The 21,276-nt window shown below is 70.9% G+C and carries 16 protein-coding genes; 7 read left to right on the top strand and 9 right to left on the bottom strand.

Annotation, left to right across the window (positions count from 1 at the left end):
* Nucleotides 1-414 precede the first annotated feature (414 nt).
* Together ABZ453_RS48035 and ptsP are read left to right on the top strand one after the other, a co-directional pair.
* On the top strand, nucleotides 415-864 hold the full coding sequence (locus tag ABZ453_RS48035; protein WP_359025953.1) for a PTS glucose transporter subunit IIA: 450 nt from the start codon (nucleotides 415-417) through the stop codon (nucleotides 862-864).
* 78 nt (nucleotides 865-942) lie between these two features.
* On the top strand, nucleotides 943-2,613 hold the full coding sequence (ptsP, locus tag ABZ453_RS48040) for a phosphoenolpyruvate--protein phosphotransferase (RefSeq protein ID WP_359025955.1): 1,671 nt from the start codon (nucleotides 943-945) through the stop codon (nucleotides 2,611-2,613).
* A 63-nt stretch (nucleotides 2,614-2,676) separates the two neighbouring features.
* Here the strand turns inward: ptsP and ABZ453_RS48045 are convergent, their stop codons facing one another.
* Together ABZ453_RS48045 and ABZ453_RS48050 are read right to left on the bottom strand one after the other, a co-directional pair.
* Nucleotides 2,677-3,570 (bottom strand): hypothetical protein, encoded by an 894-nt coding sequence (locus ABZ453_RS48045; protein WP_359025957.1) that lies wholly within the window; start codon nucleotides 3,568-3,570, stop codon nucleotides 2,677-2,679.
* Nucleotides 3,571-4,199: 629 nt separating this feature from the next.
* Complete coding sequence (locus ABZ453_RS48050; protein ID WP_359025959.1) at nucleotides 4,200-6,167, bottom strand: acetoacetate--CoA ligase; 1,968 nt, start codon at nucleotides 6,165-6,167, stop codon at nucleotides 4,200-4,202.
* A gap of 213 nt (nucleotides 6,168-6,380) precedes the next feature.
* Between ABZ453_RS48050 and ABZ453_RS48055 the strand changes: the two genes are divergently transcribed.
* Nucleotides 6,381-8,759: a TIM-barrel domain-containing protein gene (locus tag ABZ453_RS48055; protein WP_359025961.1), complete on the top strand. Its 2,379-nt coding sequence runs from the start codon at nucleotides 6,381-6,383 to the stop codon at nucleotides 8,757-8,759.
* On the opposite strand, the gene ABZ453_RS48060 is transcribed toward ABZ453_RS48055, so the two are convergent.
* Nucleotides 8,750-9,286 (bottom strand): NUDIX domain-containing protein, encoded by a 537-nt coding sequence (locus ABZ453_RS48060; protein WP_359025963.1) that lies wholly within the window; start codon nucleotides 9,284-9,286, stop codon nucleotides 8,750-8,752. The two genes, ABZ453_RS48055 and ABZ453_RS48060, sit on opposite strands and share 10 nt — an antisense overlap.
* A 47-nt stretch (nucleotides 9,287-9,333) precedes the next feature.
* Nucleotides 9,334-10,143: a M15 family metallopeptidase gene (locus ABZ453_RS48065; RefSeq protein ID WP_359025965.1), complete on the bottom strand. Its 810-nt coding sequence runs from the start codon at nucleotides 10,141-10,143 to the stop codon at nucleotides 9,334-9,336.
* 98 nt (nucleotides 10,144-10,241) lie between these two features.
* Between ABZ453_RS48065 and ABZ453_RS48070 the strand changes: the two genes are divergently transcribed.
* From ABZ453_RS48070 to glpK, 4 genes are all read left to right on the top strand, one after another.
* Nucleotides 10,242-10,667 (top strand): zinc ribbon domain-containing protein, encoded by a 426-nt coding sequence (locus ABZ453_RS48070; protein WP_359025979.1) that lies wholly within the window; start codon nucleotides 10,242-10,244, stop codon nucleotides 10,665-10,667.
* Nucleotides 10,664-11,854, top strand: coding sequence for a lipid-transfer protein (locus ABZ453_RS48075; protein ID WP_359025981.1), 1,191 nt, complete (start codon nucleotides 10,664-10,666; stop codon nucleotides 11,852-11,854). Before ABZ453_RS48070 ends, ABZ453_RS48075 begins: the two co-directional genes overlap by 4 nt.
* Nucleotides 11,855-11,988: 134 nt before the next feature.
* Nucleotides 11,989-13,638, top strand: coding sequence for a GGDEF domain-containing protein (locus ABZ453_RS48080; protein WP_359025967.1), 1,650 nt, complete (start codon nucleotides 11,989-11,991; stop codon nucleotides 13,636-13,638).
* Nucleotides 13,639-14,042: 404 nt separating this feature from the next.
* Nucleotides 14,043-15,554 carry a glycerol kinase GlpK gene (gene glpK, locus ABZ453_RS48085; protein WP_359025969.1) on the top strand — a complete coding sequence of 504 codons (1,512 nt, stop codon included), beginning with the start codon at nucleotides 14,043-14,045 and terminating at the stop codon, nucleotides 15,552-15,554.
* Between the two features lie 77 nt (nucleotides 15,555-15,631).
* On the opposite strand, the gene ABZ453_RS48090 is transcribed toward glpK, so the two are convergent.
* The 5 genes from ABZ453_RS48090 to ABZ453_RS48110 are packed head-to-tail and all read right to left on the bottom strand — an operon-like array spanning nucleotide 15,632 to nucleotide 21,118.
* Nucleotides 15,632-16,237 (bottom strand): ATP/GTP-binding protein, encoded by a 606-nt coding sequence (locus tag ABZ453_RS48090; RefSeq protein ID WP_359025971.1) that lies wholly within the window; start codon nucleotides 16,235-16,237, stop codon nucleotides 15,632-15,634.
* Entirely contained in the window at nucleotides 16,218-19,835 is a 3,618-nt protein-coding gene (locus ABZ453_RS48095) for a hydantoinase B/oxoprolinase family protein (protein WP_359025973.1), read from the bottom strand. Before ABZ453_RS48095 ends, ABZ453_RS48090 begins: the two co-directional genes overlap by 20 nt.
* A gap of 24 nt (nucleotides 19,836-19,859) precedes the next feature.
* On the bottom strand, nucleotides 19,860-20,255 hold the full coding sequence (locus tag ABZ453_RS48100) for a DUF742 domain-containing protein (RefSeq protein ID WP_133044779.1): 396 nt from the start codon (nucleotides 20,253-20,255) through the stop codon (nucleotides 19,860-19,862).
* Nucleotides 20,256-20,264: 9 nt separating this feature from the next.
* The gene (locus tag ABZ453_RS48105) at nucleotides 20,265-20,699 is read right to left on the bottom strand and encodes a roadblock/LC7 domain-containing protein (protein WP_359025975.1); all 435 of its coding nucleotides are present in this window, start codon (nucleotides 20,697-20,699) and stop codon (nucleotides 20,265-20,267) included.
* Complete coding sequence (locus tag ABZ453_RS48110; RefSeq protein WP_359025977.1) at nucleotides 20,696-21,118, bottom strand: hypothetical protein; 423 nt, start codon at nucleotides 21,116-21,118, stop codon at nucleotides 20,696-20,698. The genes ABZ453_RS48105 and ABZ453_RS48110 overlap by 4 nt, the downstream gene beginning before the upstream one ends.
* Nucleotides 21,119-21,276 lie beyond the last annotated feature (158 nt).

Here is a 21,276-nt window from a genome sequence, read left to right on the forward strand (position 1 = left end):
GGCGTTGATTTTTGGCACGCTGTTGAGTTCTCAAGGAACGGACGCTTCCTTCGTACTCACCCTTCCGGGCTTTCCTCCGGGCGCTTCCCTTCGGTGTTCCAAACTCTATCAGTGTTTTTCCGTCCCCCTGACCACTCTCCTACGGGCATGCAGAAGGTGACCCCGAGATAGGATCTGACGAGTTTGGTTCCTGCTGATCAAGCGCGCTCGTTCGCGTCGCTCGGCCTCAAGCAGGAGTACGACTGTACACGGGGCCTCGAAGGCCGTGCAAATCGATAGGGTTGGTGGTCTAGACCTCTACCCGGTACCTTCATGCGGAACCGTCACTTCGTCTGACATACGCTGCTGCACAGCGTGCCGTCAGGGACGGACAGTGACGTCCCCTGTATGCAACTCCACTCCGGGAGGCTTCCCATGACCACCGTGACGTCCCCGCTGTCCGGCCGCGCCATCGGACTGGCGGCAGTGCCTGATCCGGTCTTCTCCGGGGCCATGGTCGGCCCGGGCACCGCCATCGACCCTGTCCGTGAGCCCTCCGAGGCCGTCGCCCCCGTGGACGGGGTCATCGTCTCCCTCCACCCGCATGCCTTCGTCGTGGTCGACGAGCAGGGGCACGGCGTCCTCACCCACCTCGGCATCGACACCGTGCAGCTCAACGGCGAGGGTTTCGAGCTGCTCGTGAACAAGGGGGACACCGTAACCCGCGGCCAGGGTGTCGTGCGCTGGAACCCGGCCGCCGTCGAAGCCGCCGGCAAGTCAGCCGTGTGCCCGGTCGTGGCGCTGGAAGCCACGGCGGAAGCTCTCTCCGATCTTCGTGACAGCGGCGAAGTGAAGGCCGGCGACAGTCTCTTCCTCTGGAAGTGACGTCAGTGCCGTCGTATGACGGCGAGTAGGACAACCACCGCGGCGGCGGGACCCGCCGCACGATCGGAGACGGGTGAGATGGAGACAACGCTGCGAGGCGTCGGCGTGAGCCACGGTGTGGCGATCGGCGAGGTTCGGCACATGGGAACGGCGGTGTTGGAGCCGCCTGCCAAGCAGATCCGGGCGGAGGACGCGGAGCGGGAGCAGGGGCGGGCCCGCCAGGCGGTGGAGGCTGTGGCGGCCGATCTCATCGCACGCGGCAATCTGGCGGGCGGCGAGGCCCAGGCGGTGCTCGAGGCCCAGGCCATGATGGCGCAGGACCCCGAACTGATGGCGGACGTCGAGCGGCGCATCGCCGTCGGCAGCACCGCGGAGCGGGCGGTGTACGACGCGTTCGCCGCCTACCGTGCCCTGCTGGCCGGTGCCGGTGAGTACCTCGCCGGTCGCGTGGCGGACCTGGATGACGTGCGGAATCGTATCGTCGCTCGGCTGCTGGGCGTGCCGATGCCCGGCGTCCCGGACAGTGACGAGCCGTACGTCCTGATCGCGCGTGATCTCGCGCCCGCGGACACCGCGCTGCTGGATCCCACCCTGGTCCTCGGTTTCGTCACCGAGGAGGGCGGGCCGACCAGTCACAGCGCGATCCTCGCGCGGGCGCTCGGTGTGCCGGCCGTGGTGGCGCTGCCGGGGGCCGGTGAGCTCGCCGAGGGGACGTTGGTCGCCGTCGACGGCAGCACCGGTGAGATCTTCGTGAACCCCAGCGAGGAGAAGAAGGCGCAGTTGGAGGCCGCGGCCGCCGAGCGGAAGGCCGCGCTGGCCGCCGCCACCGGGCCGGGTGCCACCTCCGACGGTCACAAGGTGCCGCTGCTGGCCAACGTCGGTGGTCCGGCGGACGTGCCGGCCGCCGTCGAGGCGGGCGCCGAGGGTGTGGGTCTGTTCCGTACGGAGTTCCTGTTCCTGGACGACAGCAAGAACGCTCCGTCGGAGGAGAAGCAGATCGAGGCCTACCGGCAGGTTCTCCAGGCGTTCCCCGAGGGCCGTGTCGTCGTACGTGTCCTGGACGCGGGGGCGGACAAGCCGCTGGAGTTCCTCACGCCTGCCGATGAACCGAACCCCGCGCTGGGCGTACGGGGTCTGCGGACGCTGCTCGACCACCCGGAGGTGCTGCGCACGCAGCTGACCGCGCTGGCGAAGGCCTCCGAGGGTCTGCCGGTCTATCTCGAGGTCATGGCTCCGATGGTGGCGGACCGTGCCGATGCCAAGGCTTTCGCGGACGCGTGCCGTGAGGCGGGGCTGCGGGCGAAGTTCGGGGCGATGGTCGAGATCCCGTCGGCCGCGCTGCGGGCCCGGTCGATCCTGCAGGAGGTGGAGTTCCTGTCGCTGGGGACCAATGACCTCGCTCAGTACACGTTCGCGGCGGACCGTCAGGTGGGTGCGGTGTCCCGGCTGCAGGACCCGTGGCAGCCCGCCCTGCTCGACCTGGTGGCGCTGTCGGCGGAGGCGGCCAAGGCTGAGGGCAAGAGCTGTGGTGTGTGTGGTGAGGCCGCGTCCGATCCGCTGCTCGCATGTGTGCTGACCGGTCTGGGTGTCACCTCTCTTTCCATGGGTGCGGCGTCGATTCCGTATGTGCGGGCGGCGCTGGCGAAGTACACGCTGGCCCAGTGCGAGCGTGCCGCCGCGGCCGCCCGGGCCACGGAGAGCGCCGAAGAGGCGCGCAACGCGGCTCAGGCGGTGCTGTCCGGCGAGTAGCCGGGCCGGTCGCCGACTGTCGTCGAGGGGCGCTTCACCTGTGGGTGGGGCGCCCCTCAGGTGTCAGTGGCGGTGGCCCGGTGTCTGTCCTTCCTCTCCGAGGTCGGGCGGTACGCAGTAGTCGACGTCGGATTCCGGGGAGATGATGTCGCCGGATTCGATGTCGGTGCAGTAGGCGTCGAACACCTCACCGGCGGTGAGGGGGCGCAGACCGTCTCCGCGTAGGCGCCAGCCGTAGACGCGGTCGGTGGTGCCGGGGCCGCTGGTGCGGATGACGAGTCCGCCGGGGCACTGGGTGGCGATGCCGAGGGCGAGGACGGTGGTGAACTCGAGCGCTTCGGCCTCGTCGAGTTGGAGGGTGCCGTGCTCGTCCTCGTCCGCGTGGAGAACGGAGACAAGTGTTTCGGCCGTTGCCGAGACGCTGCACACGAGGTGTCGGTTGCCTCCTCCGGCGGTGTCGAGGATGCGGACGAGCAGGCGGGACGCTCGTGTGAACGCGGCTCGGCCGATGTCCTCGCCGCAGGAGGCACAGGCTCCCAGTCGGGCGAGGAGCGTCGAGGCGTACTCCCAGGTGGCCTGGCGTACCGCTTCGTCGACGAGGGCCGGGACGAGGTCGGACAGGGGCTGGCCCTCGTAGGGAAGGGCGGGGCCAGTGCTTGCCAGTTCGGCGGTGAACCGGGTGCGGCTGGACGGGATGTCGGGGTCGAGGTCCGCGTCCGCGCAGAACTCGGCGTATTCCTGCGGGTCGAACAGGGCCACCGTGGTGTGGCTGCCTTGGGCGGCGCGGACCTTGAGGAGCGCCTCGACCTGCTGGAGATAGGTCTGGTGGTCGTCGAAGGTGAAGCTGCGGTACCGCCGCATGGCGCGGAAGTCGTGCTCGTCGGTCAGCAGGCCGATGGTGCCCGCGATTTCGCGGCGCAGGACGCGTCGCATGGTCTGGTGGTCGGTGTGCGCCATTTTTCCCCCTGTGCACGGTCGATCAATGCTCACTCACAGTAACGGGTGGCACTGACAACGGGGGCCGGGCAAGGCGATCGCGGACCAGGCGACGCTCGATGACGCAGCTCAGCGCGATGAGAGCGCCGAAGGCGGTCCACCCGGCCGGGCCGGTGGCGATGCCCGCTGTGACTGCGAGTGGCCCTACGCCGGCTGGGCGGACTGGGCCAGGCCGTGGACGCCGAGGAAGGCGCCCTGGGCGGCGCAGGGTGCGAGGGCGACGGACAGTTCCCAGGAGCCGGTGGCGTGCGGCATCTCGGCCAGAGTGAAGGCGGCTGCGGGGGCGATCAGCAGGAGGATGGGGGTGACCGCTCCCGAGCAGCAGCCTGCGGGCGGCTGGGGTCGCGGTGCCGAACCGGGCCAGAGTGACTTGCAGGACCACCACCATCACGTTGTTGAGGACCATCAGCAGGGGCGCGAGTCCGTGCGGTGCGTCGGTCGCGTGGGCGATCCACAGGGGCAGCCCGACCTTGACGCGCCAGGGGTGGCCGGCCCGGTCGAGGGTGCTGCGTGCTGCGTGCTGCGTGCTGCGTGCTGCGTGCTGCGAGATGATCACGACGAGGGAGGCGGCCACCTACGGGGGCTGATCGTCAGGCGCGCTTGCGGGCGAGTTCCTCGTAGAAGTGCAGCAGGTCGAGGTTGTCGATGGAGCCCGGGTTGACTGCCTTCTCCATCGCGGTGCCCTGCAGGAGGCGCTTGACCGGGACCTCGATGCGCTTGCCGGTGAGGGTGTGCGGCACGCCGGGCACCTCGATGATCTCGTCCGGTACGTGGCGGGGGGAGAGCTGTTCGCGGATGGTCTGCTTGATACGGCCCAGAAGGTCCTCGTCCAAGGTCGCGCCGGGCACCAGGTGCACGAACAGCGGCATCCAGTAGCCGCCGTCGGGCTGCTCGATGCCGATGACGAGGGACTCCCTGATCTCCGGGAGGCGCTCGACAGCTTCGTAGATGTCCGCGGAGCCCATGCGCACACCCTGGCGGTTGAGCGTGGAGTCGGAGCGGCCGTGGATGACGACGGAGCCCCGGGGGGTGACGGTGATCCAGTCGCCGTGCCGCCACACACCGGGATACGTGTCGAAGTAGCTGTCGTGATAGCGGCTGCCGTCGGGGTCGTTCCAGAAGTAGATCGGCATCGACGGCATGGGGTTGGTGACGACGAGCTCGCCGACCTCGTCGATCAGGGGCTTGCCGCTCGGGTCCCAGGACTGCAGGTCGGTGCCCAGACCCGGGGCCTGCAGTTCACCGATGTGGACCGGGAGGGTGGGTACGGCCCCCGCGAAGCAGGAGCACACGTCCGTGCCGCCGCTGACGGATGCGATCCACAGGTCGTCACGGACCTCGTCGTGCAGCCAGCGGAAGCCGTCCGGCGGCAGCGGTGATCCGGTGGTGGCGACGCACTCGACCTTGGAGAGGTCGAAGTCACGCGCGGGGTGCACGCCGGCTTTTCTGCAGGCCATGACGTACGCGGCCGAGGTGCCGTAGAGGGTGGCGCCGGTGCGTTCCGCGATCCGCCACTGGGCCGCCGTGTCGGGGAATCCGGGGCTGCCGTCGTAAAGCACGATCGTGGTGCCGGTAAGGAGGCCGGAGACGAGGAAGTTCCACATCATCCAGCCGGTCGAGGTGTACCAGAAGAAACGATCCTCGGGGCCAAGGTCGCAGTGCAGGCCGAGCTGCTTGAGGTGCTCGACGAGGATGCCGCCCTGGGACTGGACGATGGCCTTCGGCAGGCCGGTCGTGCCCGAGGAGTAGAGCACCCACAGCGGGTGGTCGAAAGGGACCTGTTCGAAGACGGGTTCGGTGTCCGCACCGGTCAGGGCCGACCACTCCAGGGCGCCCTCGGGCGCGTCGGTGCCGAGGAGCGGGATGTGGACGACGGCACGCAGCGTGGGCAGTTCGCGGCGCAGCTCGGCGACAATATCCCGGCGGTCGTGCTCCTTACCGCCGTAGCGGTAGCCGTCGACGGTGAACAGGACGACCGGTTCGACCTGCTGGAAACGGTCCAGGACGCTGCGGGCCCCGAAGTCGGGGGCGCAGGACGTCCAGACGCCGCCCACGGCCGCCGTGGCGAGCAGGGCGACGACGGCCTCCGGGATGTTCGGCAGATAGCCGCTGACGCGGTCTCCCGGGCGTACCCCGAGGGCGCGCAGCTCGGCGGCCAGGGAGCCGACCTCGCGGCGGAGCTGCGACCAGGTGACGGGCCGTGCTTCGTGGGTCTCGTCGACATACAGGAGGGCCGGCTCGTCCGCGCGGGTCGCGGACGCGCGCAGGGCGTGCTCGGCGTAGTTGAGGCTCGCCCCGGGGAACCACTGGGCGCCCGGCATCGAGCGGTCGCCGAGCACGCGCGCGCAGGGCGTCGAGAAGCGGACGTCGAACCACTCCGTGACGGCCCGCCAGAAGGTCTCCAGCTCGGCCACGGACCAGCGGTGCAGTGCCGCGTAACCGCCCTCGGCCGGAGCGCCGTGGCGTTCGGCCGCCCAGGCCTGGAACCTGGTGACCTGCGCCTGCTCGATACGTTCCGGATCCGGCTGCCAGAGCGGCTGGGGGTTCACGGTCGACATGGGGCGGCTCCCGGACTGTGCGCGTCATATGCGTCGGTCGCGCACGGGCTGGGGTGTGCGCGTGACGCGGCTGACAGGGACGATGCCATGTGATCGACTTCTACACCAGGGTGCGCCCCACATAGTCCGTGTCGTAAAGATGTGCTCCCAGCACGGGTGAACGGCAGTTGAACGGCACGCGCATGTGGGGCGGTCAGTGGCAGGGTGAGCAGCATGGACGGTCGTGACCTGGTGCGTTCGATAAGGGTGGTCGGTTCGGTGGGGGCGTCCCAGGGGTTGCGGGCCGTGAAGGCGGCATGGCGCAGGAGGCGCGCGGACGCCACCGCGCTGCCACCGCGGGGTGCCGAGCGCGCGCGGGTGCCCGGCCGCGTGCGGGAGGTGGAACCGGCTGCGGGTGGCGGTGTCGTGCGGTTCGGCCGCTCGGAACTGAGGATCGTGGTGACCGTCAACGGGGCGGTGTTCTGGGGCTGGGACGGGGCGGGTCCTGAGCCGTCGTACGCGCTGGCGGGCCGCTGTCCGGAGCCCGATCCCCGGGCGGTCCTGGAGCCCGACAAGGACGGTGGCTGGCGGGTCGTGGCCGAGCGGGTGACGGTCGTCGTCTCGCGGCACGGCGCGGTCGAGGTGCGTACGCCCGGCGGGGTGACCCTGCGGCGGGATCTGCCGCCCCGGTGGTGGGAGCCGGTCGGTGGCGGGCCCGCGCGCTGGATGCAGCGCTCGGAGGTGCCGGCGGACGCGCGGTTCTTCGGGCTGGGGGGCCGCTCGTCGGGACCGCGGCTGCGGGAGGGGACGTACCGGCTGTGGAACACGGACCCGGGCGGCAGCTTCGCTCCCGGGGACGATCCGCTGTACATCACCATGCCGGTACAGATGGTGGTGTCCGACGCGGCCACGCATCTGGTCTTCCACGATTCCTCCTGGGACGGCACGGTGTCGCTGCGGGAGGGCGAGGAGGGCGCCGGTTCCGGGCACGACCGGCCGGGCATGAGCGAGCTGCGGATGGACGGCGGTCCGTTGCGCTGCTGGGTGATGGTCGGCACCCCCGCGCGCGTGCTGCTCACCTGGGCGTCGTTGACCGGCGCGCCGGCGCTGCCGCCCGCGTGGGCGCTGGGACATCACCACGCGCGCTGGGGCTTCGGCAGCGAGCAGGAGGTCCGGCGGATCGTCGCGGGCTACCAGGAGCGCGGGCTGCCGCTGGACGCCGTCCACCTGGACATCGACCACTACGACGAGCACCGGGTGTTCACCGTCGACCACGAGCACTTCCCCAAGCTGCCGGTGCTGGCGGAGGAACTGCGCCGGCAGGGGATCCGGTTGGTGTCGATCGTCGACCCTGCGGTCAAAGCGGAAGCGGGCAACGCCGTGTACGACGGTGGCACGGCCGAGGACGCGTTCGTGCGCGACGCCTCGGGACGGGTCGTGCACGGAGTCGCGTGGCCCGGGGAGGCCGTTTTCCCGGACTTCACGGACACACGCGTGCGTGAGTGGTGGGGCGGACTCTACGCGGAGCGGCTGGCTCAGGGGTTCTCGGGTTTCTGGCACGACATGAACGAGCCCACGTCGTTCACCGCGTTCGGGGAGAAGACGCTGCCGCGCTCGGCCAGACACTCCCTGGAGGGGCGTGGCGGCGATCATCAGGAGGCGCACAACGTCTACGGCCTGTGCATGGCCAGGGCGGGCTACGAGGGTCTTCTGGAGCTGGCTCCCCATGAGCGGCCGTTCCTCTTCTCACGCTCCGGCTGGGCCGGCCTGCAGCGCTACGGGGGCACCTGGTCCGGCGACGTGGCCACGGGCTGGCCCGGGCTGCGGGCCTCGCTGTCCCTGGTCCTGGGACTCGGGCTGTGCGGGGTGCCCTACTCGGGACCGGACATCGGCGGCTTCGACGGAAGTCCGTCTCCCGAGCTGTACCTGCGGTGGTTCCAGCTGGGCGCGTATCTGCCGCTGTTCCGTACACACGCCGCTCTGCGCGCGGGGCGGCGGGAGCCCTGGGAGTTCGGTCCGGAGGTGCTGGAGCACGCGCGCGTGGCGCTCGATGAACGCCGGCGGCTGCTGCCGTACCTCATGACCCTGGCGCATCTCACGCGGCGCACCGGAGCACCCTATGTACGGCCTCTGTGGTGGAACGCGCCCGAGGACCGCGCGCTGCGTGACTGCGAGGACGCCTTCCTTTTGGGCGACTGCCTGCTGGTGGCACCGGTGCTCGACCCGGGCACGGACCGGCGTGCGGTTCAGCTGCCGCGGGGCCGCTGGTACGACGCGGTCACCGAGCAGGTGTACGAGGGGCCGGCGCAGGTGCTGGTAGACGCCCCCCTGTCACGGATCCCGGTGCTCGTACGCGCGGGTGCCGTCCTCCCGGTGCGCGGCGGCGACGGCGGGCTGGAGCTGGAGGCGTGGGCGCCGGCCCAGGGCCGCACGGGGGGCGGCCTGGTGGTGCCGGACGCGGGTGACGGTTGGAACGAACCGGAACTGGAGCGCTACGTCACCCGTTGGCAGGGACGCGGGCCAGTGGTCGAGCTGGAGGGTGAGGGCGGCCCCTCCGAGCCGCCCTATCCGGTGCGTGTACGTGGCCTCGGGGAGGCCGGAGCTCAGACGTAGCGGCCCTCGAACCAGGCGCGCGCCGCCAGCGTGTGCAGGGGGAAGGCGAGCTCCTCCGGCCGGCGCAGGAGGTGCCAGCCCTCCGTCTCGTCCGTGGCGGCCGACTGCGGCAGCCCCTCCGCGGGCCGTTCGGGGAGCAGACCGAACAGCAGCAGATGGCCGTCGGGGGAGCTCATGGCGTCGACCAGGCGGACGTCGCGGCCGGCCACGTCGATGCCGGTCTCCTCCTTGAGCTCGCGCACGACGGCCTGCCGCCAGTCCTCGCGGTCGTCGATGAACCCGCCGGGCAGGGCGATGCCCCCGCGCGCGGGAGCGACGGTTCGGGTGATGACGACCAGGGCGGTGCCTTTGGTGTCGTACACGGGCTGGAGTGCGACCGCTACCGGCAGCGGGTTGCGGTAGGCCACGGTGTGGCAGGCCGGGCAGGTGCGCGGCCAGCCGGAGACGCCCTCTCCATAGGGCGCTCCGCAGCTCGAACAGTGTGAGTCGGGCGCGGAGTTGGGGGTGGAGGCTTGAGTTTCGGACACAAAGCGGAATGTATCCGATCGGGGGAAGAGCGTCTCGCGGAGGTAGCTCAACGGCGGCCGACGAGCGACTTCCAGGACACGGGGAAGTCGAAATAGGTGTCCGGGTAGGGCTCGGGCCGGTACGTGTAGTGCCACCACTCCTCGGCGAGGTTGACGAAACCGAGGCCCTCCATGGTGCTCTTCAGCAGCAGGCGGTTGGCGCGCTGTTGTCCCTGGATGCGCGGGTCGAGGGTGTGCGCGAGGGTGTCGAAGCAGTCGAAGCCGGTGCCCATGTCGACGGAGTTGTCGGGGAAGCGTTCGTCCTTGGGTGCGAAGCAGGGCACGAGCGGCTCTCCGGGGTGGTAGGGCCGGGTGGGCCTCGCAGGGAGCTTCACGATGGTGAGGTCCATGGTCGAGCCGCGGCTGTGACCGGATTTCTCCGCGATGTAGCCGTCCGCGAACAGCCGGGTCTTGTCGACGTTCGGATAGAACTCGCCCTTCGTCGCCTGGTCGTCGAGGTCCTCGGCCCAGCGCACGAAGTGGTTCACAGCGCGCTGCGGCCGGTAGCAGTCGTACACCTTGAGCGTGTAGCCCTCGCGCAGGAGCTTTTGCTGGACCTTGTGGAGGGCATCGGCGGCGGGGCGGGTGAGGATGCACACCGGTTGTTCGTAGCCGTCGATGCGTTCACCGACGAAGTTGTGCGGGGTGAAGTAGCGCATCTCCTGGATGATCGTCGGGTCCACGCTTCTCAGGGCCACGAAGTCCTTCGGCGCCTTGGGGTCCGTCTCGGCCCGTGCGGGTGCGGAGACGGCGGTCACGGCCAGCAGGGCGGCGAGGGCGGTGACGAGACCGCGTACTGCACTGGTGAGTCGTGTCATGTCTCCTGCACTGCCCAATTCCGGACGCGCGTGACACACTTCTGACGTTCCGTCAGATTCGGCGTCGGGGAGGGATTGTGACTCGAGCGCGAACACCTGTGGTCGACGGATGGTTCACCGGGGACGGTGACGACTTCAGACTCCTCGGCACCCGCTGCGCCGCCTGCGCCTCGGTGTTCTTCCCCCGTGAGGACGGCCACTGCCGCAATCCCGGGTGTCCCGGCGGAGACCTCGAGGAGGTTCCCCTCTCACCGCGCGGGCGGATCTGGTCCTACACGGACAGCCGGTACCGGCCCCCGTCACCCTATGTGACGAACCCGGAACTTCCCTGGGAGCCGTACGCGTTGATCGCTGTGGAGCTGGCGGCCGAGCGGATCGTGGTGCTGGGCCAGGCGGTTCCCGGGATCACCGTCGCCGATCTGACGGTGGGCATGGAGGTGGAGGTCGTCCCCGGTGTGCTTCACGAGGACGAGGAGACGGCCTGGACGACGTGGCACTGGCGGCCGACGGGCGGTGGGGCATGACGGGCGAGGTGGCGGTGCTCGGCGCGGGGATGCATCCGTGGGGCAAGTGGGGGCGCAGTTTCGTCGAGTACGGGGTGGCCGCGGCGCGGGCGGCGCTCGCCGACGCGGGGATCGAGTGGCGTGACGTCGGCTCCGTGGTCGGCGCGGACACCGTGCGCGGCGGCTACCCGGGCTATGTGGCCGGGGCGACCTTCGCGAAGGCGCTGGGCTGGCAGGGAGCGCGGGTGACGAGCGTGTACGCGGCGTGCGCGTCGGGAGCGCAGGCCGTCAACACCGCGCGGGCGCAGATCCTTTCGGGTCTGGCGGACGTGGTCCTCGTGGTGGGCGCGGACGCGGCACCCAAGGGGTTCTTCCGGCCGGCGGGCGGCGACCGCCCCGACGACCCCGACTGGCTGCGCTTCCGGGTCCTGGGCGCGACGAATCCGACGTACTTCGGGCTGTACGCGCGCCGGCGCATGGCCGTGCACGGGGATACGCCCGAGGACTTCGCGCAGGTCAAGGTGAAGAACGCGGCTTCGGGGGCGCTCAATCCGAACGCCCGCTACCGCAAGCGGGTCACCGCCGAGGAGATCGCCGCCTCCGCGGTGGTGGCCGATCCGCTGCGACTCCTCGACATCTGCGCGACGTCGGACGGCGGGGCGGCCCTGGTGCTGTCCAGCATGGAGTTCGCGCGGCGGCACGGGGTGGCGGAGCCGGTGCGGATCAGGGCGGTGTCGACGGTGACCCCGCGCTACCCGAGCGCCGTGCTAGATCTGCCGGACATCGCGACGGACTCCGCGGCGGCCGTCGAACCGGCCGCCGAGACCTTCCGGGCCTCGATCGCGCTCGCCGCCTACGAGGAGGCGGGCATCGGGCCGGAGGACCTCTCCCTGGCCGAGGTGTACGACCTGTCCACCGCGCTGGAGTTGCAGTGGTACGAGGACCTGGGGCTGTGCGGTGAGGGCGAGGGCGCGAAGCTGCTGCGGGAGGGCGCGACGGCCCCGGGAGGTCGTATACCGGTGAACGCGAGCGGTGGTCTGGCCTCCTTCGGGGAGGCGGTACCGGCTCAGGCGATCGCCCAAGTGTGCGAGCTGACCTGGCAGTTGAGGGAGCGGGCCGGTGACCGGCAGGTCGCGGGGGCCCGCGTCGGGATCACGGCCAACCAGGGGTTGTTCGGGCACGGGTCGGCGGTGATCGCTGTGCGCTGAGGGGCGAGCCGTGAGCGCCCACGGTGAGGCCGGACGCAAGCCCTGTCTCGCACACTGCGTGATCACCCCGGAATCCTGCGTGAACGTCTCATGAACTGGGCTTGGGCGTGTGCCGGTGGAGTCATCATGCTGCCGTGCGCTCCTGGACGGACACTCTGCGCTTCGCCTTCCAACCAGTGGTCAACCTGGCGACCGGAGGAGTCGCGGGGTTGGAGATACTCGCCCGCCCGGAGACCGGGGACATCCTGGCCGAGGCCCGTCGCGACCCCGAACTCGACGGCAGTCTCGCGGTGTTGGCGATCCGCGCGGCGGCGAGCAAGGAAACGCTGCTGCCGTTGCACGTCAACGTCTTCGCGGGCACCCTCGCCGACCTCGGCGGGCTGACCCCGCTGCACGACGCCGTGCGCCAGGCGGGACGGCTGCCCTGGGAGGTGACCATCGACGTCGGACCGCCCTACACGCACGTGCCCCAGCCGGCCCTGCTGGAGGCTGTGGGCGCGGTTCGGGCCCAGGGCTTCCGGCTCAGCGCCGACGGCATCGGGGACGGGGACGTACCCCTGCGACTGCTCACCGACCTCGCGCCCGACCTGGTGAAACTCGACGCCTCGCTGCTGGCCCGGCCGGCGGCGGTGCGGGCGATGCGAACACTGTGCGAGGAGCTGGGGGCTCTCCTGTCCGTCGAGGGCGTGGAGACGGAACTGCAGTTCGCCGCCGCGGTGACGGCCGGTGCCCAGCTGGCTCAGGGCGACCTGTTCGCGCCACCGACGAGGCTGCCCGCGGCGGACGTATACGTTCCGCCCCGCTCCCCCGGCGCCGTGGCGGTGCCGAGGTCCGGCCCGTCGGTGCGCGAGTTCGTGCGACCGGCCGCCCTGCTGCCCGCGACCGCGTCCGCGGGCCAGGTACGGGCGCTGCTGACCGGGGCTCCCGAGATGTCCGGGGTACTGCTCGTGGACCCGCACGGCGTCCCGGTCCGCTCTGTGCACCGCTCGCGCTTCCTGTTGTCGATGTCGGGCCGCTACGGACACGCCCTGTACGCCGACCGTCCCGCAGCCAAGCTCGGCGATCCCCCGCGGACGGTGGGCGTCGACGCCACCGCCTGGGAAGTGCTGGACGTGCTTGCCGTCGGCGCCCGTGACCGCACGTCGGACGACGTGGCGGTGGTCGACCGGTACGGGCGGTGCGTGGGCGTCGTACGCCTCGCCGACCTGGTGCGGGCACTGGCCGAGAGCCGGGTCGAGGAGGCGGCCGGGCTCAATCCGCTGACCCGGCTGCCCGGCTCCGACGTGATCACCTCGGAGGTGGACCGGCGCATCGCGGACGGCCTGGCGTTCGCGCTCAGCTGGCTCGACGTGGACCACTTCAAGCAGGTCAACGACGGGGCTGGGTTCGCGGCGGGGGACGAGCTGATCCGGTCGGTGGGACGGGCACTGCAGCAGGCGGCGACCGGCAGCACGCGCGTGGGCCACATCGGCGGCGACGACTTCCTGGTGCTCGCCGATCCCGAGCGGCTCGATCCGCTGGCCGCCACCGTGCTGGACGTGCCGTGGTCGGCGGGCGGGCGACCCGTCACGCTGTCCCTGGCCACGGTCCTGTGCCCGCCGGGCAGCGTGGCGGACCACAGGCAGGCCGCGGCCGCCCTGGCGCCGCTGAAGAAGGCCGCCAAGGCACTGCACGGTGCCAGCTGGGTGCTGGGGCAGGCGGGCCTGCCCGGTCATGAGATCGTGCGCGGCACGGGGGCGCCCGCCCCGGCGGGCTGCGCGGTGGCGGAACCCGGCCTAGGCTGATCTGGTGTCGCCTCGCCGAAGCGTCTCCCGTACGGACGTTCAGGCGGCTGTCACCGTTGGTGTCCGCAACCTTGACGCTCTCTGGGCGCCGGTGAACACTTCCGGTGTCGGCCGACATCGCCGTACATAGACGGTGTAACCAGGCACACGCCGCGCGGGCCCCGCCTGCAGAACAGGCCCATCCCCCACGGGCGATTCGGCTGCGACGGCACGCTCGTCACCGCACCCTGCGCGCAGGGCCGGGGCCTAGGAGCCGACATGAGCAACGGAAACACGGTCGTACTGAGCCACTGGGTCGTCATGGCGTTCGACCGGGGCTTCGGGGCGCCGACCCGTGCACTGGCTCATCCTCCGCGCAGCCTTCTCATCGAGCAGCCTTCTGAAGGAACGACGAAGGGGACGTCATGACGGACAAGTTCGTCGCCGCTATCGACCAGGGCACCACCTCGAGCCGTTGCATCGTCTTCAACCAGGACGGCGCGATCGTCGCCGTCGACCAGCGCGAACACCGCCAGATCTTTCCCAAGCCCGGCTGGGTCGAACACGACGCGACCGAGATCTGGTCGAAGGTGCAGGCGGTGGTCGCGGGCGCGATCGCCAAGGCCGGACTGCGCGCCGACCAGCTCAGCGCGCTCGGCATCACCAACCAGCGCGAGACCACGCTCCTGTGGGACCGCGCGACCGGCAAGCCCGTGCACAACGCGATCGTCTGGCAGGACACCCGCACCGACGCGCTGACCAGGCAGCTCGGCGGATCGGACGGGCAGGACCGGTTCCGCGAGCAGACCGGACTGCCGCTCGCGACCTACTTCTCGGGCCCCAAGGCGGCCTGGCTGCTCGACAACGTGCCCGGCCTGCGGGCGCGCGCCGAGAACGGCGAGATCGCCTTCGGCACCATGGACTCCTGGCTCATCTGGAACCTGACGGGCGGCACCGACGGCGGGCAGCACGTCACCGACGTCACCAACGCCGGCCGGACGATGCTGATGAACCTGGAGACCCTGCAGTGGGACCAGTCCATCCTCTCCGCGATGAACATCCCCGAGGCCGTCCTGCCCGAGATCAAGTCCTCCGCCGAGGTGTACGGCACCGCCGTGGGCCAGCTCGCCGGGGTGCCCGTGGCCTCCGCGCTCGGCGACCAGCAGGCGGCCGTGTTCGGACAGGCCTGCTACGACGTGGGCACGGCGAAGAACACGTACGGCACGGGCTCCTTCCTGCTGCTCAACACGGGCAACCGGCCAGTGGCGTCGAAGAGCGGCCTGCTGACGACGATGGGGTACAAGATCGGCACTGAGGCGCCGATCTACTGCTTGGAGGGGTCCATCGCGATTACGGGCGCGCTCGTCCAGTGGTTCCGCGACCAGCTCGGGATCATCCGCACCGCGGACGAGATCGAGCCGCTGGCGGCGAGCGTCGAGGACAACGGCGGCGCCTACATCGTCCCCGCCTTCTCCGGCCTGTTCGCGCCCTACTGGCGCTCCGACGCCCGCGGTGTCATCACCGGCCTGACCCGGTACGTCACCAAGGCGCACCTCGCGCGGGCCGTGCTGGAGGCGACGAGCTGGCAGACACGCGAGGTCGTGGACGCCATGTACCAGGACTCCGGGGTACACATCACCACCCTGAAGGTGGACGGCGGCATGACCAAGAACAACCTGCTCATGCAGCACCAGGCCGACGTGCTCGACGTGCCGGTGGTCCGCCCGAAGGTCTCCGAGACCACGTGCCTCGGCGCCGCCTACGCCGCCGGACTCGCCACGGGTGTGTGGAACGACCTCGACGAGCTGAAGGCCCACTGGCAGAAGGACGTCGAGTGGACGCCCTCCATGGACGCCTCCGTCCGCGACCGGGAGTACCACAACTGGCGCAAGGCCGTGGAGAAGAGCTTCGGCTGGCTGGAGGACGACGCAAGCTGAGCACCCACGCGCGCGTGCGCCCATGACCACGGCCCGTACCCCGGTCGGCGGGGGTACGGGCCGTACCCGTGTCCGTCTCAGGTGGTGACGGTCTGCCGTCGTTCGGCGGCGTGGTCCATCGCGTGCCGGACGACGCCGATGAGGATCTCCTTGACCGACTCGCGGTCCCGGGCGTCGCACAGCAGGAGCGGCACGTCGTCGTCCAGGTCGAGCGCCCGGCGGATGTCCTCGGCCGGATAGCGGGCGGCGCCCTCGAAGCAGTTGACACCGACGAGGAACGGTATGGAGCGCCGCTCGAAGTAGTCGACGGCGGCGAAGCAGTCCTCCAGGCGCCGTGTGTCGGCCAGCACGACGGCTCCGAGGGCGCCCTCGGACAGTTCGTCCCACATGAACCAGAACCGTTCCTGCCCGGGCGTGCCGAACAGGTACAGCACCAGGTCCTCACGCAGGGTGATACGGCCGAAGTCCATCGCCACCGTGGTGGTGCTCTTGGCCTCCACACCGCTCGTGTCGTCGACCGGACGTCCGGCCTCGGTGAGCAGTTCCTCGGTGCGCAGCGGCCTGATCTCGCTGACCGCCCCGACCAGGGTGGTCTTGCCCACGCCGAAGCCGCCGGCCACCAGGATCTTGAGCGTGACGGGCTCGACCGGGGGCTTGCCGCGCTCAGAACGCCCGAAGATCATCGATCTGTTCTCCTGCTTGATGGGGGTGGGGCGCCGGTGGGCCGTAGCCTCCGCCGCCAGGGGTTTCGACGACGAGTACGTCGCCGGGAGAGACGTCCGCCGAGTCGCTGCCGGCGAGGACGGTGACCGTGCCGTCCGCGCGCTCCACGCGGTTGGCGCCCAGCGCGCCGGGTTCACCGCCCGCCATGCCATAGGGCGGAACTCTGCGGTGCTGGGAGAGGGTGGAGACCGTCATGGGCTCGTGGAAGCGGATCCGGCGTACGGCGCCGTCCCCGCCGCGCCACCGCCCGGCGCCTCCGCTGCCCCGGCGGACGGCGAACTCGTCGAGTTCCACGGGCAGCCGCCACTCCAGGACCTCGGGGTCGGTGAGCCGCGAGTTGGTCATGTGGGTCTGTACGACGGGGGCGCCTGGGAAGCCGTCGCCCGCGCCGGACCCGGAGGCGACGGTCTCGTAGTACTGGTGTCGGTCGTTGCCGAAGGTGACGTTGTTCATGGTCCCGGAGCCCTCGGCCTGGACCCCGAGCGCCGCGTACAGGGCGCCGGTGATGGCCTGCGAGGTCTCGACGTTGCCCGCGACCACGGCGGCCGGTGGCTCCGGCGCGAGCAGGGAGCCGCGCGGCACGACGATGTCCAGGGGGCGCAGACAGCCGTCGTTGAGCGGGATGTCGTCGGCCACGAGAGTGCGGAAGACGTACAGGACGGCCGCGTTGACCACGGCGAAGGGCGCGTTGAAGTTGCCGGCCAACTGGGGTGACGTGCCGGTGAAGTCGACGGTGGCGGAGCGGTTCTCACGGTCCACGCGCACGCGCACCCGGATGACGGCGCCGGAGTCGGTCTCGTAGGCGTACTCGCCGTCGTCGAGGGCGTCGATGACCCGGCGCACCGCTTCCTCGGCGTTGTCCTGCACATGCTTCATGTACGCCTGGACGACGTCGAGTCCGAAGTTGTCGATCATCCGGGCGACCTCGTCGACGCCCTTCTGGTTGGCGGCGATCTGGGCGCGCAGGTCGGCGAGGTTGGTCGCGGGGTTGCGGGAGGGATAGGGCGCCCCGGTGAGCAGGCGCCGGGTCTCCTCCTCGCGGAAGCGGCCGTCCTCGGCGAGGAGCCAGTTGTCGAAGAGGACGCCCTCCTCTTCGATGGTGCGGCTGTTCGCCGGCATCGAGCCGGGGGCGATGCCGCCGATCTCCGCGTGATGGCCGCGGGAGGCGACGTAGAAGAGGATCCGGTCACCCTCCGTGTCGAAGACGGGGGTGATCACGGTGACGTCGGGCAGATGGGTGCCGCCGTGGTACGGGTCGTTGACGGCGTAGGTGTCTCCGGGCCGCATCGACGGGCCGCGCCGCCGGATGACCTCCTTGACGCTGGTGCCCATGGAGCCCAGGTGGACGGGGATGTGAGGGGCGTTGGCCACCAGGTTTCCGTCCGGGTCGAAGAGGGCGCAGGAGAAGTCCAGGCGCTCCTTGATGTTGACGGACTGCGCGGTGGACTCCAGCCGTGCGCCCATCTGTTCGGCGATCGACATGAAGAGATTGTTGAAGACCTCGAGCAGAACAGGGTCGGCTTCCGTGTCGAGATCGGAACTCTGCGTAATCGCCGCACGTTCCATGACCAGATGCCCGTCGTCTCGCGCCACGGCCCGCCAGCCGTCGTCGACGACGGTGGTCGCGCCGGCCTCGGTGATGATCGCCGGGCCGGTGACGGTCTCGCCGGGAGGGAGGTCCTCTCGGCGGTGGAGGGGTACGTCGCGCCAGGCGCCGCCCGTGTGGAGACGGACGGTGTCGGAGGCGGCGGGTCGGCCTTCGTACGGGGCGAGGGCGGAGAGATCGGGGGGTTCGGTGATGCCGGTGGCTTCCACGGAGAGGGCTTCGACGACGATCGGGCGGTCGAGCGTGAAGGAGTACGTGGCGCGATGACGTTCTTCGAAGGCGTGACGCATGGTGCCGGGCTCGGTCAGCTCGACGGTGAGGGTGGTGTCGGTGCCGTCGTAGCGGAGCTGGGCGCGGCGGGTGACGCGGATGCGGGCGTCGGGGACGTCCTCGTCGAGGAGTTCGGCGCGGGCCGCTCCTTCGAGGTCGTCGGCCGTCTTGAGGACGGCGGGCATGGAGGCGGGCTCCAGCGGCGCCTCGACGGACTGTTCGCGCATGGCGGTGGTGTCGGCGAGGCCGATGCCCAGGGCGGACAGGACGCCGGCCATGGGCGGGACGAGGACGGTGCGGATGCCGAGCGAGTCGGCGACCATGCACGCGTGCTGGCCGCCCGCACCACCGAAGGTGGTGAGGGCGTAGCGGGTGACGTCGTGGCCCTTCTGGACGGAGATCCGTTTGACGGCGTTGGCGATGTTGGCGACGGCGATCTGCAGGTAGCCCTCGGCGACCTGCTCGGGTGTGCGCTCGTCGCCGGTCCGCTCGTGGATCTCGCGGGCGAGAGCGGAGAAGCGGTCCCGGACCAGTTCCTCGTCCAGGGGCTGGTCGCCTTCGGGGCCGAACACCCGGGGGAAGTGGCCGGGTTGGATGCGGCCGAGCATGACGTTGGCGTCGGTGACGGCGAGCGGGCCACCGCCGCGATAGCAGGCGGGTCCGGGGTCCGCACCCGCGGAGTCCGGCCCCACGCGGTAGCGGGAGCCGTCGAAGTGGAGGACCGAGCCGCCTCCGGCCGCGACGGTGTGGATGTCCAGCATGGGCGCGCGCAGCCGGACACCGGCGATCAGGGTGGTGAAGACGCGCTCGTACTCGCCGGCGAAGTGCGAGACGTCGGTGGAGGTGCCGCCCATGTCGAAGCCGATGACCCGGTCGAAGCCGGCCAGCTGCGACATGCGGGCCATCCCGACGATGCCTCCGGCGGGCCCGGACAGGACGGCGTCCTTGCCGCGGAACTGCCCGGCCTCGGCGAGACCGCCGTTGGACTGCATGAACATCAGCCGCACGTCCTCGAGTTCGCCGGCGACGTGCCGCACGTAGCGGCGCAGCACGGGCGACAGGTAGGCGTCGACGACGGCGGTGTCCCCGCGCGGCACGAGCTTCATCAGCGGGCTGACCTCGCTGGAGAGCGAGATCTGCGGAAACCCGATGAGGGCGGCCAGTTCGCCGACGGCGTGCTCGTGGGCGGGGTGCAGATGACTGTGCATGCAGACGACGGCGACGGCGCGGATCCCGTCGTCGTACGCCTCCTGCAGGGGCCCCGCGAGGGCTCGCAGGTCGGGGGCGCGCAGGACGGTGCCGTCCGCGGCGATGCGCTCGTCGACCTCCACGACCCGCTCGTGGAGCAGTTCGGGGAGCTCGATACGGCGGGCGAAGATGTGCGGCCGGTTCTGGTAGGCGATGCGCAGGGCGTCGCGGAAACCGCGCGTGACGACCAGGAGGGTGCGTTCGCCCTTGCGCTCCAGGAGGGCGTTGGTGGCGACCGTCGTGCCCATCCGGACGGCGTCGATCCGCTCCTGGGAGCCGTCCAGCAGGGCGCGTACGCCCGCCACGGCCGCGTCGGAGTAGCGCGCGGGATTCTCCGACAGCAGCTTGTGGGTGAGGAGGCGGCCGTCCGGGCGTCGCGCGACGATGTCGGTGAACGTACCGCCCCGGTCGACCCAGAACTGCCAGCCAGTCACGTCAGTACCCCGCTTCCGCGCCGCTCACAGCGCCCGGAGGCCGTTGATCACGTCGCGCAGAATACTCTCGTCCACCAGCTCGGCAGGGGGTACGGGCCGGTTCACATGGACGAATTCCGCCGCCACGAGGTCGCCGACGAGGACCCGTACCACCCCGATGGGCAGATCGAGCCCGGCGGCGAGCTCGGCGACCGACTGGGGGGCGTCACGGCACAGGTCGACGATGTCGACGTGCTCGGGGGAGAGCGTCGCGTCGGCGTCCGGGTCGTCCGCCTGGGGTTCGGCGACGACCACCGCGATCAGGTCGAGGCGGTGCTGGCCGGGACTGGAGGTACGGCCGCGCGTCATCGCGTACGGACGGACGACCGGTCCGGCCTCGTCGTCGAACCAGTGGCTTCTTCCCTGACCGTCTGCGCTCATGACATCCCACTACCCGCCTGCGGGCAGATCGGTGCGCGGGGCGGCGCCCAGATGCACGCCGACCCGCTTCACCAGCAGCGTCATCTCGTACGCGACCTGGCCGACGTCCGAGTCGGCGTCCGAGAGGACGGCGAGGCAGCTGCCGTCGCCGGCTGCCGTCACGAACAGGAACGCGTCGTCGAGCTCGACGACGGTCTGCCGGACGTTGCCCGCCTCGAAGTGCCGGCCGACGCCCTTGGCGAGGCTGTGGAATCCGGAGGCGACGGCGGCGAGGTGCTCGCTGTCCTCCCGGCTGAGGTCCTTGGACACACCGGTCGGCAGGCCGTCGCCGGAGAGCACGAGGGCTTTGCGGATGCTCGCGACGCGTTCCACCAGTTCGTCCAGGAGCCAGTTGAGCTCGCCGGAGTTGGTCGCGGTGTGGTCGGTCGCCTTCGGTGCGGTCATCGACCGTCCCCCTTTGTCGTTCCGTGTGGTGCTGTGCCGCTGTGGGCGTCGTCGCCCGCGGCGTTCTCCTCGCGGCCGCGCTGCCAGCCGCGCTGGAGCGAGGCCATGCGGCTGCGTACCTCGTCGGCGTCCCGCTCCGCGAAGTCCGCGCTGTTCTGCGGGGGCCGGCCGGCGCTCTGCTTGAGCTGCGGTGCCAGGTTGGCCTGGCGCACCCGCCGGGGCAGCGGGCCGATGCCGCCGCCCGAACCGCCCGGCGGTTGTGCCCCGGGACGCCTGCTGCTGGTGTCCGCCCCGCCCGGGGTGATGGCCGCGGGACGGGCATGTGCCGGGAGGACGGGGGCCTGCGGTGCCTCACCGATGCCGTGGTCGTCGGGTGTCTCGGCTGCTCCGGTCTCGCCGAATCCCTCGGAGCCGCCCACGCCCGGGCGCAGCGGTGAGGCACCTCGTCGACGGGTCGGCAGCGGCGGCGCGCCGTCCTGGCCCGGCCGGCCGTGGCGGAACCCTCCTCTGGGTCGAGGGCGACACCCGCACCATGGCACGCGCCGAGCGCATGCACTTCATGGCCGGAGCCGGCTGG

The sequence above is a fragment of the Streptomyces sp. NPDC005799 genome (assembly GCF_040630525.1).
GTDB classification, from domain to species: domain Bacteria; phylum Actinomycetota; class Actinomycetes; order Streptomycetales; family Streptomycetaceae; genus Streptomyces; species Streptomyces griseorubiginosus_B.

Bases quoted from the DNA above. Each gene is read 5' to 3' on its own strand.
- ABZ453_RS48035 (WP_359025953.1), top strand. From the start codon at position 415: ATGACCACCGTGACGTCCCCGCTGTCCGGCCGCGCCATCGGACTGGCG.
- ptsP (WP_359025955.1), top strand. From the start codon at position 943: ATGGAGACAACGCTGCGAGGCGTCGGCGTGAGCCACGGTGTGGCGATC.
- ABZ453_RS48045 (WP_359025957.1), bottom strand. From the start codon at position 3,570: ATGGCGCACACCGACCACCAGACCATGCGACGCGTCCTGCGCCGCGAA.
- ABZ453_RS48050 (WP_359025959.1), bottom strand. From the start codon at position 6,167: ATGTCGACCGTGAACCCCCAGCCGCTCTGGCAGCCGGATCCGGAACGT.
- ABZ453_RS48055 (WP_359025961.1), top strand. From the start codon at position 6,381: ATGGACGGTCGTGACCTGGTGCGTTCGATAAGGGTGGTCGGTTCGGTG.
- ABZ453_RS48065 (WP_359025965.1), bottom strand. From the start codon at position 10,143: ATGACACGACTCACCAGTGCAGTACGCGGTCTCGTCACCGCCCTCGCC.
- ABZ453_RS48075 (WP_359025981.1), top strand. From the start codon at position 10,664: ATGACGGGCGAGGTGGCGGTGCTCGGCGCGGGGATGCATCCGTGGGGC.
- glpK (WP_359025969.1), top strand. From the start codon at position 14,043: ATGACGGACAAGTTCGTCGCCGCTATCGACCAGGGCACCACCTCGAGC.
- ABZ453_RS48090 (WP_359025971.1), bottom strand. From the start codon at position 16,237: ATGATCTTCGGGCGTTCTGAGCGCGGCAAGCCCCCGGTCGAGCCCGTC.
- ABZ453_RS48100 (WP_133044779.1), bottom strand. From the start codon at position 20,255: ATGAGCGCAGACGGTCAGGGAAGAAGCCACTGGTTCGACGACGAGGCC.
- ABZ453_RS48105 (WP_359025975.1), bottom strand. From the start codon at position 20,699: ATGACCGCACCGAAGGCGACCGACCACACCGCGACCAACTCCGGCGAG.